This is a genomic window from Chryseobacterium sp. MYb7 (genome assembly GCF_002979455.1).
Classification (GTDB): domain Bacteria; phylum Bacteroidota; class Bacteroidia; order Flavobacteriales; family Weeksellaceae; genus Chryseobacterium.
The window spans coordinates 391,885-406,847 of record NZ_PCOU01000001.1; the positions used below are offsets into that span (position 1 = coordinate 391,885).

13 protein-coding genes are annotated in these 14,963 nt (G+C 34.9%); 2 read left to right on the forward strand and 11 right to left on the reverse strand.

From position 1 onward, the window contains the following. Positions 1-25: 25 nt before the first annotated feature. The 11 genes from rffA to CQ046_RS01835 form a co-directional block, all read right to left on the reverse strand. Positions 26-1,168, reverse strand: coding sequence for a dTDP-4-amino-4,6-dideoxygalactose transaminase (gene rffA / locus CQ046_RS01785; protein WP_105700607.1), 1,143 nt, complete (start codon positions 1,166-1,168; stop codon positions 26-28). Next, positions 1,165-2,304, reverse strand: a complete 1,140-nt coding sequence (locus CQ046_RS01790; RefSeq protein WP_105700608.1) for an acyltransferase family protein — start codon at positions 2,302-2,304, stop codon at positions 1,165-1,167. Before CQ046_RS01790 ends, rffA begins: the two co-directional genes overlap by 4 nt. 4 nt (positions 2,305-2,308) lie before the next feature. Then, positions 2,309-2,941: an acetyltransferase gene (locus CQ046_RS01795; RefSeq protein WP_105700609.1), complete on the reverse strand. Its 633-nt coding sequence runs from the start codon at positions 2,939-2,941 to the stop codon at positions 2,309-2,311. A 32-nt stretch (positions 2,942-2,973) separates the two neighbouring features. Beyond that, positions 2,974-4,101 carry an acetyl-CoA carboxylase biotin carboxylase subunit family protein gene (locus CQ046_RS01800; RefSeq protein ID WP_105700610.1) on the reverse strand — a complete coding sequence of 376 codons (1,128 nt, stop codon included), beginning with the start codon at positions 4,099-4,101 and terminating at the stop codon, positions 2,974-2,976. Between the two features lie 48 nt (positions 4,102-4,149). Then, positions 4,150-6,006 (reverse strand): DCC1-like thiol-disulfide oxidoreductase family protein, encoded by a 1,857-nt coding sequence (locus CQ046_RS01805; protein WP_105700611.1) that lies wholly within the window; start codon positions 6,004-6,006, stop codon positions 4,150-4,152. Then, positions 5,987-7,312 carry a glycosyltransferase gene (locus tag CQ046_RS01810; protein ID WP_105700612.1) on the reverse strand — a complete coding sequence of 442 codons (1,326 nt, stop codon included), beginning with the start codon at positions 7,310-7,312 and terminating at the stop codon, positions 5,987-5,989. The genes CQ046_RS01805 and CQ046_RS01810 overlap by 20 nt, the downstream gene beginning before the upstream one ends. A 4-nt stretch (positions 7,313-7,316) precedes the next feature. Then, positions 7,317-8,552, reverse strand: a complete 1,236-nt coding sequence (locus CQ046_RS01815) for an ABC transporter ATP-binding protein (RefSeq protein ID WP_105700613.1) — start codon at positions 8,550-8,552, stop codon at positions 7,317-7,319. A gap of 35 nt (positions 8,553-8,587) precedes the next feature. Beyond that, entirely contained in the window at positions 8,588-9,436 is an 849-nt protein-coding gene (locus tag CQ046_RS01820; protein ID WP_105700614.1) for an ABC transporter permease, read from the reverse strand. 173 nt (positions 9,437-9,609) lie between these two features. Continuing rightward, on the reverse strand, positions 9,610-10,473 hold the full coding sequence (gene rfbA / locus CQ046_RS01825) for a glucose-1-phosphate thymidylyltransferase RfbA (protein ID WP_105700615.1): 864 nt from the start codon (positions 10,471-10,473) through the stop codon (positions 9,610-9,612). Between the two features lie 100 nt (positions 10,474-10,573). Then, entirely contained in the window at positions 10,574-11,653 is a 1,080-nt protein-coding gene (rfbB, locus tag CQ046_RS01830) for a dTDP-glucose 4,6-dehydratase (protein WP_105700616.1), read from the reverse strand. 11 nt (positions 11,654-11,664) lie between these two features. After that, on the reverse strand, positions 11,665-12,978 hold the full coding sequence (locus CQ046_RS01835) for a UDP-glucose dehydrogenase family protein (RefSeq protein ID WP_105700656.1): 1,314 nt from the start codon (positions 12,976-12,978) through the stop codon (positions 11,665-11,667). A 214-nt stretch (positions 12,979-13,192) separates the two neighbouring features. Between CQ046_RS01835 and rimP the strand changes: the two genes are divergently transcribed. Beyond that, positions 13,193-13,660 (forward strand): ribosome assembly cofactor RimP, encoded by a 468-nt coding sequence (rimP, locus tag CQ046_RS01840; protein WP_105700617.1) that lies wholly within the window; start codon positions 13,193-13,195, stop codon positions 13,658-13,660. Between the two features lie 16 nt (positions 13,661-13,676). Beyond that, complete coding sequence (nusA, locus tag CQ046_RS01845) at positions 13,677-14,912, forward strand: transcription termination factor NusA (protein WP_047097519.1); 1,236 nt, start codon at positions 13,677-13,679, stop codon at positions 14,910-14,912. Positions 14,913-14,963 lie beyond the last annotated feature (51 nt).

A 14,963-nucleotide genomic window follows, 5' to 3' on the forward strand; every position in this document is an offset into this window, starting at 1 on the left:
ATTCAGAAGTGACAATGCTGTTGTATTATTTAGCAAAAAAAATGTTAATCAGCTCTATGATTTTATGCTGTTCGTTTTCAGATAATTCATAATAGAATGGCAGCCTTAGCAGGCAATCTGTGAAATGATCAGAATTAGGGATGTCAATTTTAGGATTGTTGGCCAGGAAAAAATCACTTTTATTCAAGCTTAAATAATGGAAAACAGGGTGAATATCCTGAGCCTTTAAATGTTGAATCAAATTGGTTCTTTCCTCATAACTTCTGCAAACAATATAATACATGTGAGCATTGTTTGTAGCATAAGAAGGCATATCAGGTAAAATAATGAACCTTTTTTCCTCTAATTCCGAAAGTCCGTTCTGGTAATTGTTCCAGATTTCTAATCTTTTTTTCTGAATGATATCCAGATTTTCTAATTGAGCATACAAGAAAGCAGATATAATTTCTGAAGGTAAGAATGAGGAGCCAAGATCTACCCAGCCATATTTATTTACTTCTCCTCTAAAAAAAGCGCTTCTATTGGTTCCTTTTTCGCGGATTACTTCAGCACGGTCAAAATATTTAGGATCATTAATTACAAGCATTCCTCCTTCTCCTGCAATAATATTTTTGGTTTCGTGGAATGAAAAAGCAGCAAAATGCCCTATTGCGCCCAAAGCTTTCTTTGTTCCGTCTGAGAATGTATAATAACTGTCAATGGCCTGTGCTGCATCTTCCACTACAAATAAATTGTGTTTGTGAGCCAGCTGCATAATTTTCTCCATATCACAGGCTACCCCTGCATAATGTACGGGTACAATTACTTTTGTTTTTTCAGTGATATGTTTTTCTATTTCTGCGGGATCAATATTGGGGTTGTCCGGATAAGAATCTACGAAGACTATTTTTGCGCCGCGTAAAGCGAAGGCATTGGCAGAAGAGACGAAAGTATAGCTTGGAACAATTACTTCATCGCCGGGTTTTACATCACACAGAATAGCTGCCATTTCCAAAGCATCAGTACATGATGTTGTCATTAGTACTTTTGGGAAATTATAGTTTTTTTCAAAAAAATGCTGGCATTTCTTTGTAAACATTCCATCTCCTGAAATTTTACCGCTCTTTACGGCTTCTTCTATGTATATAAGTTCTTTACCAATAATAAATGGTTTGTTAAATGGGATCATAGTGTTTTAAATTTTGCATCTTTAATTTTTATAAATTTTTTCTCCACATATCTGAAAGAGAGATAACTAATCACAACAGTTAAAACTGGAATGCAAATATATATCGCAATATTGAATACAAATATATTATTATAAAATGCTAATACCTTATAAAAAACAGGGAATAGCAGAAACATCACAAAAGGATGGTACATATAAATACCATAAGAGATATTTCCTAAGAATGAAAGATATCTGTTCCTGAGAGGAAGTGGGTTGGATTGGTTAATACTCACCAGAATAAGTACCAGAAAAAGAAATCCTAAAGCAAGATTTTGAATATACAGTCTGAAAACAGGTATCGTAATCAGGAATCCTATAAGTAGCAGTACCAATGTATAAATGAATTTACTTTTTGGGTATTGCGTAATAATATCAGAATATTCTGAATAAAAATAGCCGCCTAATGAACCTATTGCCATATATTCAATCGGAATAATACCCACTATTGTACTTAATATGGTATCATAAAATTTGAAATTTATCATTACGATAACAAACAGAATAATTCCAAACACTATAGCTGTTACTTTTTTGTTAAAAAAAGATACAATAAGAGGCCATATTATATAAAATTGTTCCTCTACTCCTACAGACCAGGATTGTGATGCTCCTACAATAATTCTTCCTTCATATAAGGCAAGATTAGGGAGGAAAAAAACATACAGTAATATCGTCCTTAAACCATAATCCGATTGTCTAATTACTGTATTGTAATATGAGGGAGAATCCGCGAATAGAGCAAAAGAATTGGCTAAAAAAGGGATCAGAATAAAGGATATAATAACAATAATATAATACAAAGGCCATATTCTGAATATCCTTCTTAAGTAGAATTTTACCAGGTTGATACGGTTGCTTTTTTGTTTTTCAGACAGTAAAAGATAAGTGATCAGAAAACCACTGAGGACAAAAAAAAGATGTACTCCGTTTTTACCTAAATGCTCAACCAAATATGAGGTGTATTTTAAATTCAGTAGAGAGGAAATTTTGTCGTGGCTTTTAAACAGTTCAATATGGTGCAGGATAACAGCAAAGGCAGCAATTGCTCTTAATTCATTTAATCCGCCAAAAAAAATATGTTTTTTTGTATTCATATGCTTATCGTATAAATTTTACAGGATTTCCTACATATAGCCCCGGCTCGTCAATATTTTTAATTACCACGCCTGCACCTCCTATCTGGGTTTGGGCAGCTATGGTAATATGATCTATAATCGTAGAATTAATTCCAATAATACACTGTTCTTTTATATTTACAAAACCTGCAATAGCAACGGATGGAGATATGAAAGAATGACTTCCTATGACCGAATCATGTGCCACGGAACAGGAAATATTTACTAAAACATTTTCTTCAATTCTGACATGCTGATCAATAACGCAGCCGGGATATATTACCGATCCCTGACCAATTGACGCAGCCGGATCAATGTAAGAGGAAGAATGAATAAATGTGTGAAAGGGTACTTTACCGGCAAGTTTCTGGAACAGTTCTTTTTTTACGCCAAGGTGTTTATAACCAATGGCTATCAAAACTGCATCAAACTCATCTTGCTGATATTTTGTAATAACGTCATCATTTCCTCCAATAACGGGAATCTGGCTGATAATAGTGCTTAGCGGCTGAAAGTCATCAAAGAAAGCAACAACCTTATCGCCGGAATCCTGCTGGATGTGGTAGGCGATTTGCTGTCCTAAATGCCCTGAGCCTATAATGGCAATTCTTTTCATATTTGTGGTGTTATTTTGTATGAGAAATTACATTATTTTAAAATTATTTTATGATCGGGAGATTTGTAAATCAGGTAGCCGGATCTGTCATTGCTTGAGTGAGCAGGTTTAAGACCATGTGATAAAATTTCTTTTTTAACAATATATTTTTCCTGGTTATCACTCTTGATAACGGGAAGCAGGAATTCTGTTTCTTCCGATAGAAAATAAACACCGGAGTATGCTGCTGACGGTACACTTTCGGGAAGGTTGTATTGGTTTAAGGCTATATCCAATACGGCCTGCAGATAATCAAAGCCTGTAGAAAGCTGAACAAGATCAGAACCAATAAAGTCGCCTCCCATACGGCTTCCTATTTCTATAGGGTAAACTTTTCCTTCATCAGTAATCATAAGTTCTATGTGGGACGCACCGTTTTCAACTTTGGTCGCATTCAGAATATGATAGCTTACCTCACGGATCCTGTTTTTAATTTCCTCAGAAAATGCACTTGGCTGGTGATGCGCAAGTTCTACAAAATAGGGCTCTTCTGTTATTTCTTTATCTGTTATGGTAATAATGAGATGTTCGCCTTTGAAACTTATAGTTTCTACACTTACTTCTTTTCCTTTAATAAATTCTTCTACCACACAAGTTTTGGAAAAGGAAACCTGTATGGCATTTTCAATCGCTTTTTTACACTCTTCCAGCGAAGTAACTTTAATGACTCCTAAACTTCCTGATCTGTCTGATGGTTTGATAATCAGTGGGTAAGCGAATGATTCAAAATCTTTTGCATTAAATTCGGAAACAGTGACGGATTGAGGAGAAGCTATGTTATTTTCCCTGAAGCATTGTCTCATGAATGATTTATTGGTTGTCAGTAATGAACATTCAATACTGTTCCCTGTTAAACCTAAATTATGGGCTACATATGCAATGGAAGGAATGCAGATGTCTGTAGCTATAGTAAGGATGCCGTCTATTCCTATTGCTTTACATTCTTTAAGAATTATATCTTTCTCTAAAACAGAAACATCATAGAAGTGGTCGGCAATATCTTTACAAACTGCTTTGTCATCATCCCATGCAAAGCAATGAACTTCCAGTCCGTTTTCCTTTGCCTTTTGAACAAGGGGAAGCTGTAAGTAACTTGCTCCCAATATTGCTATTTTTTTCATTTTTTTATTGTTTTAAAATTTGAGGGTAAGATTTTATTCAATAAAATGTTATAAACTTTCAATTTCTTTGATGTCTATAGTGTATTTATTATTATGCCAGGTTACAATACCTACATCCATCCATGGTTTGTCCATCTGCTTTTTTAGGAATCCTTTTTCCCAATGATAAGGAGGAGTGTCAATTTTCTTTACTTTGATGATAAATTTAGCATCTTCCAGACTTACTCCATTCATTTTGGCCCAGAATGCGGTAAAGTCCCTGATTCCTCTTTTCAGATTGTCCTGATTAATGATATTATCTGTAGTACGGAACGTCCATTTGATCCATGTGGGGCCATGAAGGTAGCTTCCTGCTGTACCATCATTATTAATAATAGGCAGCCATACCTGCTGGCCTTTTTTATCAACATAAATAACAGAAATAATATGGTTGTATTGATTAAAATGATAATCCATAAAAACAGCATGATGGGTAATCCCAAGATAAGTCTTCGTAGGCTTTTCTACCGCATCTGAGATTTTACTCATTTCTTTTCCTGCTGAAGTGTTTTCAAATCCTCCTTTGTTCTTTATAGAATTGTAAGAAACAATTATTTGAAATAGTATAACTAGACACAGGCCTCCTTTGATAAGGGAGATTCTGAAATCTTTAACAGTATAATTCTCAAGAATCTTTATTTTGTCCTCATCCATAGGAATAATAGGGGGAATATAACCGCAGTTTTCTTCTGTACAGCGTTCTGTATTTCTGTTCTTGGCTACATATTGGTAAACAGCTTTTCCCATGTGGTAAATTCCGGGAATACGTAAGATCCAGCTTAGTGGCTTTAAATAAGTAATGGCATTGAAAACCTGAATGTAGGTATCCAATCCTTTATAAACTTTTCCGTTTCTTACAGAATGAATATCATTTAGGAGTTCATCTGTGGAAATACCTTTTAATAATTCATTTTGCTCAGCGTAATATTGTACTGTTTTGAAATCAATTCTTTTTGCAATGTCAAAATGTTGTATCGTAATCTTGGTTCGGTTACACAACGGACATTCTCCATCATAATAAAAAGTGAGACGTGCTGGTTTTTCAGTGCTTTTAAATAATTTTTCCCACCATGAAACAGGAACCATTAGCAGATAAATGGTACACATTCCTAATCCGAACCAAGGAATAGGATAGCATATCAAAATGCCTAGATGTAATCCCAACCCAATGATTAGCAATGGAATTCTCCATTTTTTCAGGAAAAAAGTAAAAATGAAAATAAATTCAAAAATAAGGGTTAAATATCCCAAAAACAGCATCAGGTACTTTTGATCCAGTATATAAGGAATGGAAATATAATTGGTGAAAGGAAGACTGCTTGGATACCACATTCCCAATCCTACAGTCCAGTAAGATGAGGTAAATTTATAGAATATGGAATCAAAATAGACAAAAGCCAGCCCAACGAATATAGGAACAAGATAACATAAAGTACTGATCTTTTCAGGTGGGTTATACTGAAATCTGGTGTTTGAATATTTATACTTCAAGAGAAGCCTGTCCAGCGATAAATTTCTGGATATAGGCAAAAACATTAAGAGAAAGTTGATGCCCAGATAAGCATAAAACATATGATACTCATAGGTAGTTATACTGCCTATCAGAATGACGGTCATTAAATAATTAATGATCGTTGCCAGTCTTGTGAAAAGCCCAAATATGATGAAAATGATGGCAATCATCCAGATCCTCAGAGGAATACCAAAGTCAATTTCAGCGGGTCTTATAAATGGAATCTTATCAAAAATCAGATGTTTGAAATAATTGAGCTGAACTACTTCACAAAGTAATACCATTGTATAGGCAATTCTGAAAATAGAAAGGCCGAGTCCGGAAATTTTTTCGTTATAAAGTCTTTTGATCATCCTGTGTTAAAATTTTAGTGAAAATCTCTTCTGCGTATTCATAGGAGGAGAATTCCTCTACCTGATGAACTGCATTTTTAGAAAATATACTGTAAGAGTCTTTACTGAGCTCAAATATATTTTTAATTCCCTCGGCTAATTTTTTACTGTCTTTCAACGGAGCTTTATACCCATTATAATTATCTATTACCATATTGGTTAGAACACCTGTATCAAAACCTACAACCGGAGTTCCGCAGGCTAAGGCTTCAGAAACCATCATGGGACCCGAATCTTCGATGGAGGAGTTCACAAAAAGATCAGCAGCCTGATACAATAATGCCAGCAGTCTGTAATCTTTTATATAATCTATTTTCTGTTTGGTAAAGGTAACCTTGTCAAACTCTTCATTCACTCTATTGGAAACTACCAGCAGAACGATCTTATCTTTTAGATGCTGAGGTAATTCCTGATCCAGTATTTCAAGAGCTTCCATCAAATATCTGAAACCTTTTCTGGGGTCGTCCATATTCTGTGCTCCTGTTAAAATATAAAAATGATCATCAGACAATGAAAAAATCCTTTTGGCTATTGATTTATTCTTGTCATTGAGCAGGTTGGTATCAATTAAACTGTTGATATTATAAATCGTTTTCTGATTTTTATAAATCTTCGAATTTTGAGATTGCGTTAATGTTAATCCTGATCCGGCAATGATTTGAAAATTAGCTTTTTGGGCATTTTCGTATTTTCTGTTAAAATTATCCTTCGCCAATACTTTTTCATTCTCTTTTGTGATAGCGGGACAATTTTCATCGCATCCTCTGATATATCCTTCGCATCCCCAGGAGAAGTGGCATCCTCCTGTGAAATGATTCATGTCTACTGTAATATTATATATTTTTGCTTTCGTAGCATTGTATATATTGAGAAGATCTGTTGTATTGAGAAAATCAATGGTCATCCCTGTGAAAATAAAATCAGGGGTGAAGCCCACCGTTTTCAGCATACTTTGAACATTAATATTTTCCGACAACTCATCTGTACTTAAAAAAGCATATTTGCCGTCTGTACTCAGCGGTGCTTCTATCTGTAAGGGCTTAATTTTATTCTTTAATTTATTGATAGCTCTTGTTAATAATCCAGGCTGTGCTGCAGAAGAAGTAATATGTTTATAAACTTTAATGAAATCTTCATTTTTTGTTTTTTGTTTTACACACATCACAACTTCATGTCCCATATTTTTCATAATATGAGCTATTTTGTACATGGCTTCGTATGCTCCATTTACATCACCAGTAGAAAGAATTAGTATTTTTTTACCCATTATTTTACATCCATATTACAGGAGGGGTAATAATTCCGTTATCTGTGTCTCCGGTAAGAAAATTTTCATGTCCTGTTTCAATGATATTAAGTTGTATCCCTCCATTTATAATATCATATAATTCTACTGAAGGAGTATCTATAGCCACTGAAAGTACATACGTATTAGGTATTAATTTACCTCCTTCAATCTTTACTGTGAAATTATTTTCATTTTTATCTTCAAATACTTTTCTGGTGACAAAGATTACATTTTCAAATTTGTCTAAAATAGCAATGTTCACTCTTATCCCTTTATTTACACTTCTATTGACAAAACTTATATCAAGTTTGATATCTTCACTATGTCCGAATTCTGTGGTGTCTTCAGATTTATTATTATAAATTCGAACTTTTTGAATCTGGGCTTTTTTACTTAGATCTTCAATATAACTGAATTCAATATTAGGGGAAAGCTCGTTAATGATATAATTCTCAAGTACACTATTGATATCTCCCTGATGAGCAACCTGTCCGTTTTTTAATAGAATGCCGGATGTACAAAGCTGCTTTACAGCTGCCATATTGTGACTTACAAAAAGGATTGTTCTTCCTTCTCCTTTTGTAACGTCATTCATTTTTCCAAGGCATTTTTTCTGAAATTCAGCATCTCCTACTGCTAAAACTTCGTCTACAATAAGGATTTCAGATTCCAAATGTGCTGCCACGGCAAAAGCCAGACGAACATACATTCCTGATGAATATCTTTTTACAGGAGTGTCTATATACCTTTCTACTCCGGAGAAAGCTACAATTTCATCAAATTTTCGTTTAATTTCTTTACGGGTCATCCCCAGGATTGCTCCATTTAGAAAGACATTTTCCCGCCCTGTCATTTCCGGGTGAAAGCCTGTACCTACTTCTAATAAAGAAGCAATTCTACCATTTGTATATATTTTCCCTGTGGTAGGTTTTGTTACTTTGCTCAATAATTTCAGCAAAGTAGATTTTCCTGCACCATTTCTTCCGATGATCCCTACAGCATCTCCTTTTTCAATCTCAAAATCGATATCACGAAGAGACCATACATATTCGGAATCCCCTTTTGTAGCTCTGTCATTGGCTTCACCAATCTTCAAATAAGGATCTTCTTTCCCTCTTACTTTGTACCAGAATCTGTTCAAGTCATGAGATAGTGTTCCCGTTCCGACTTGCCCAAGACGGTATTGCTTAGATATATTTTCTGCTTTTAAAGCTAGCATGTTTTTTTAATTTAAATTTTTAAAGGAATAATTAATTACACGGTATCCATAAAAGTTTTTTCAACTTTATTGAAAATTACAACTCCTATAGCCATAATAATAACAATTATGAAAGAGCTTATACCCAGCATTGTAGGAGAGAAGTCACCCACGCCTAACCAGGCATATTTAAAACATTCAAAAATACCTGTCAGAGGATTATATAAAGCAAGTTCTTTGAAAACTCCTCTAAGAGCAGAAGTAGGATAAATAACAGGAGTCGCATACATAAATAAACTAACACCAAATCCTAAAAGCATACTAAGATCTTTGTATTTTGTGGTAAGAGCAGAGAATATCATTCCCAGTCCCAAAGAGAAAAACGCCATCATTAAGATGAGAAAAGGAGTAGCTAAAACCCACCAATTGGGGTTTACCTGCCCTTTACTCAAATAATACCCCCATACAAGAATGAATAGAAGGAACTGTACCCCAAGTCGCATAAGGTTAGAAATAACAATGGATAATGGTGTAACCAGTCTTGGAAAGTATACTTTTCCGAATATCCCCGCATTGCCTGCAAAAGTAGTAGATGTAGCTAGCAATGAAGTGGAAAAATAATTCCATAGTGTTACCCCTGCCAGATAAAAAAGAAGTGGTGGTGCATCATCTGTAGGGAGTTTGGCAATCCTTCCGAAAATAACCAAATAAACGATGGTGGTAAGAATGGGATTGATAAAAAACCAGATCGGTCCTAAAACAGTTTGTTTAAAACTGGATACAAAATCTCTTTTTACAAACATATAAACAAGATCTTTGTATCTCCAGACTTCTTTTAGTTTCAGGTCAAATAACGAATGATCTGCATCAATCGTTTCTGTCCACGTCTGTTGTGGTTCATTCATTTGTGTAATTTTTTGCAAATTTATAATAATTATTTATTACCCTGTTATTTAATTTTGAATTTTTCATTTTAATAAAATTAAAAATTAACAACTAATATATTGATATTTGCTGGTATAAACAAAAACTATTGGCTTTAAAGCCAATAGTTTGAGAATTTTATAAATTATATTGATTATTTAACGATAAGTTGCTTCAGGTACTCTCCATAGCCACTTTTGCCGTATTTGGCGGCTGTTTCTAGAAGTTTATCTTCATTGATGAATTTATTCCTAAATGCAATCTCTTCAATACAGCCAATTTTGAACCCCTGTCTCTTTTCAATAACGCTTACAAATTCTGAAGCATCATGAAGAGAATCAAAAGTTCCTGTATCCAGCCATGCGGTGCCTCTGTCAAGAACGGCAACTTCCAGCTTCCCGTTATTTAGATAAACGTTGTTAACATCAGTGATTTCCAGCTCACCTCTTGGAGAAGGTTTGATGTTTTTAGCAATTTCCACCACATTATTGTCATAAAAATAAAGCCCGGGAACAGCATAATTTGACTTAGGTTTTAAAGGTTTTTCTTCAATAGAAACAGCTTTCAGATCCTTATCAAATTCTACAACACCATATCTTTCGGGATCAGCAACATGGTAGGCAAAAACAACTCCTCCTTCCGGATTGGTTTTATTTTTTAATAAAGTTCCCATTTCGGAACCGTAGAAAATATTATCTCCCAGTACCAGCGCAGCAGAATCATTACCAATAAATTGTTCGCCCAAAATAAAAGCTTGTGCTAAACCATCAGGGCTTGGTTGTACAACGTATTCTATGTTACAGCCAATTTGAGAACCATCACCTAAAAGCTTGATAAAGCCTTCCTGGTCATGTGGTGTAGTAATGATTAGAATATCCTTGATTCCGGCTAAAAGAAGCGTGGAAAGCGGATAATAAATCATAGGTTTGTCATAAACAGGCATTAGCTGCTTGCTTACAGCAATAGTTAGAGGGTAAAGTCTGGTTCCGGATCCTCCGGCTAATATTATTCCTTTCATGTATTGGTGCGTATTAATCTTATTTTTTGGGGTTTAAGTATAATTTCTTTCGAGTGTAAAGAAATTATACTTCCCATTTATTGTTTTAACAGAAAAATGTCTAGTTGTATTGCTTGCTATAGTAATCCTGATAATTCCCTGAAGTTACATTCTCCAGCCATTCTTTATTTTCAAGATACCAGTCGATCGTTTTTCCTAACCCTTCTTCGAAAGTTACTGACGGTTTCCAGCCTAAATCCTTATTTAATTTTGTTGCGTCAATGGCATAGCGTTTATCATGGCCTGGTCTGTCTTTTACAAAAGTAATCAGTTTTTCAGAATAGCCTTCCGGCTTTTCCAGCTTAGCATCCATTTGTTTGATCAGTTCTTTTACAAGATCAATATTTTGCCACTCATTGAATCCTCCGATGTTGTATGTCTCGCCTGTTTTAGCCTCATTGAAAATCTGATGAATAGCTTTGGCGTGATCAATGACAAATAACCAGTCTCTTGTATATTTTCCATCACCATAAATAGGAAGTGGTCTTTCATTGATGATATTCGAAATACAAAGAGGAATCAGTTTTTCCGGGAAATGATTTGGACCGTAATTGTTGGAACAGTTAGATACGATAAACGGCATTCCGTAAGTGTTTCCGTAAGCTCTTACCAAATGATCAGAAGCAGCTTTTGATGCAGAATACGGAGATTGAGGATCGTATGAGGTTGTTTCTAAAAAGAACCCTGTTTCACCTAAACTTCCATATACTTCGTCCGTAGAAATGTGATAAAAAAGATTGTTTCTTTTCTCGTTCGGGAATCTGCCATGAGTATGATCCGGATTTAATGTCCAGAACTCTTTACAAAGGTTCAGAAGATTAGCCGTTCCGTTCACATTTGTATTGATAAATGCCATTGGATCTGTAATGCTTCTGTCCACATGACTTTCTGCAGCCAAGTGTACAACAGCATCAGGATTGTATTTTTCGAAAACCTTTCTTAATTCTTCAGGTTTTGTAATATCTGCTTTTTCGAAAACGTAATTAGGCTCATTTTCAATGTCCTTTAGGTTTTCTAAATTTCCTGCATATGTAAGAGCATCAAGGTTGATAATCGTAGTGTTTGGATTATTTTTTACAAATTCTCTTACAACATGGGAACCGATGAATCCGGCACCTCCTGTAATGATAATATTTTTCATTTTCTTTATTCTTATTTTGAGATGGTCTTTCTTCCTATACTTTTATAATGGAATCCATTTTGTTCAGGGATTTCCAATGGATACATATTTCTGCCGTCAAAAATAACTTTATTTTTCATTTTTCTGGCCATCAACTCGAAATTAGGATTTTTAAACTCCGGCCATTCTGTAGCTATAAATAATGCGTCAACGTCTTCCAGAGCATCATACATTCCTTTGGCATATTGTATTTTGTCGCCAAGAAGTTTCTGAACATTGTTTTCTGCAACGGCGTCATATGCTATAACTTCTGCACCTTTTTCCAATAAAAGAGCAATATTGTCAAGAGATGAAGCTTCTCTGATGTCGTCAGTATTTGCCTTGAAGGCAAGCCCCCACATGGCAATTTTCTTTCCTTTGATATTTCCACCGAAATATTTTTCAATTTCAGAGACCAAAATGACTTTCTGAGAAGTATTTACATTTTCAGTAGCTTCAAGAATCTGGAAGTTAAAATCTTCCTGTTTTCCAGATTTTATAAGGGCTTTTACATCTTTCGGAAAGCAGCTTCCACCATATCCGATTCCAGGGAATAAGAATCTATGGCCTATTCTGTCATCACTACCCATTCCTAATCTTACCTTATCCACATCTGCTCCTACTTTTTCACAATAGTTGGCGATTTCGTTCATAAAGGTAATCTTTACTGCTAAAAACGAGTTCGCTGCATATTTTGTAAGTTCCGATGATTTCTCATCCATAAAGATAATGGGAATTCCCGTATTGGTAAAAGGCTGATAAATTTTAGAAAGAATGTCTTTTGCTCTTTCGGAGCTTGCGCCTACTACTACTCGTGAAGGGTTCATGGAGTCTTCAACGGCAAAGCCTTCTCTTAAAAATTCAGGATTTGAAACTACATCAAAAGGAATGTTTGTTTTAGCAGAGATTGTTTCTCTCACCCTATCTGCAGTTCCTACAGGAACGGTACTTTTATTGACAATCACTTTGTACTCTGTCATCATCTCGCCAATATTATTAGCTACCTGAAGTACATATGATAAATCTGCAGAGCCATCTTCACCCGGAGGTGTAGGCAGTGCCAGATAAATCACTTCGCTTTTGTCTAAAGCTTTTTTTAAATCGGTCGTGAAAAATAATCTTTCAGATTGGATGTTTCTTAAAAACATTTCTTCAAGGTTCGGCTCATAGATGGGAACTATGCCGTTTTTCATGCCTTCTACTTTTTTTTCATCAATATCAACACAGTATACTGAATTGCCAAGTTCTGCAAGAGTTGTTCCTGTAACTAACCCCACATAACCTGTTCCTACAATCGTTATATTCAAAATGTCTGTTTTTAAATTCTTAGGGACAAAAATATAAAAATACTGTGACATATTCTTTTAATTTATTGTAAATGAATTGGGCGCTATTTACTTGATACTTAAGATAATTTTGCATTTTTAGAAAAATATCGTATATTTGCCATGGATTTACGGAAAAAATGGGAAGGCTTCGGAAGAAAGCCTTTTTTCGTACTGTAAATCAAGATAAATATATATGGAGTTTAGAAAAAGAATTGAAGAATTATTAAATGAATTCCTTGAGACCAGAAAAGATCTGTTTCTTATTGATCTTAAAATTTCTGCAGGGGATGATATTACAGTGATTTTAGATGGTGATAATGGAGTTTCTTTGCAGGATTGCCTTGATGCAAGCCGTGCAATAGAATTCAATATGGATCGTGAGGAGCATGATTTCAGCCTTCAGGTGATGTCTGCAGGATTGAGCGAGCCATTAGCCACGCCAAGACAGTTCGGTAAAAATATTGGAAGAGAAATTGAGGTGATGCTGGAGGATTCTTCTAAAATTGAAGGAGAATTGTCAAAAGTAGATGAAGAGAAGATCACACTTACTTTACGTTACCGCAAACCGAAAGATATCGGGAAAGGAAAAGTAGATGTAGAAGAGGAGAAAGAGATTGCTTACTCCGAGATCAAAAAAGCATTAGTAGTAATTAAATTTTAAAAAGAAAAAAGAATAGATGGATAATATAGCGTTGATTGAATCCTTTGGTGATTTTAAAGACGAAAAGGGGATCAGTAAGATTGATCTTATGGCAATTATTGAAGATTCACTGAAAACTCTTTTGAGAAAAAGATTTGACTCAGATGATCATTTCGATGTGATTGTAAACCCGGATAAAGGAGATTTTCAGATATTTTTAAATAAAACAATTGTAGAGGACGAAATGTCTGAAGATGATGATTTGGAAATTGAAATTTCTGAAGCTAAGAAGATAGACCCTACCTTCGAAGTAGGTGAAGACTTTACAATGGAAATTCCTGTTGCCCAATTGGGAAGAAGAAATATTCTTACCCTTAAGCAAATCCTGGCTACAAAACTTCAGGAGCACAATAATGCAATGCTGTACGAACAGTTTAGAGATAAAATTGGAGAAATAGTTGTTGGAGAAATCCACCATATCCGTCACAAGCACGTGATTTTGCTGGATGATGAAGGAAATGAATTTATTTTACCAAAAGAAAACCAGATCCCATCCGATTTCTTTAAAAAGGGTGAGAATATCAGAGCTATTGTCGAGACAGTAGATTTCAAAGGTTCTAAACCACAGATTATTATTTCCAGAACTGCACCTAAATTCCTTGAGAAGTTATTGGAGCTGGAAATTCCTGAGATCCAGGACGGAACAATTATGCTGAAAAAAGTAGTGAGAATTCCTGGTGAAAAGGCGAAGATTGCAGTAGATGCTTATGATGACAGGATTGATCCGGTTGGGGCATGTGTAGGAGTAAAAGGATCCAGAATTCATGGCGTTGTAAGAGAGTTGAGAAATGAAAACATCGATGTTATTCAGTGGTCTAAAAACCCTGAGATTTTGGTGAAGAGAGCATTAGGAAATGTCACAGTCAATAAAATTGACATCAATGAGGATCAAAACTATGCATTAGTATATACTCCTGTTGAAGAGATTTCTAAAGTAATTGGAAAACAAGGACAGAATATTAGACTGGCTTCTTGGTTGTCAGGATATGAAATTGATGTATACAGAGAATCCAGCGAGGATGACGATGTTGAATTGAGAGAATTTAACGATGATATCGAGCAGTGGATTTTGGATGAGTTTAAGAAAGTAGGACTTACAACTGCAAAATCAGTATTGGATAAAGAAACTGAGAGTCTTTTAAATATGGTAGACCTTGAAGAAGAAACAATCGAAGAGGTTAAACGTATTCTGAGAGAAGAATTTGAAGATTAAGATGATAAATAAATCTTAATAAACAGTAAAAAGGAAATACTTTAATTTTAA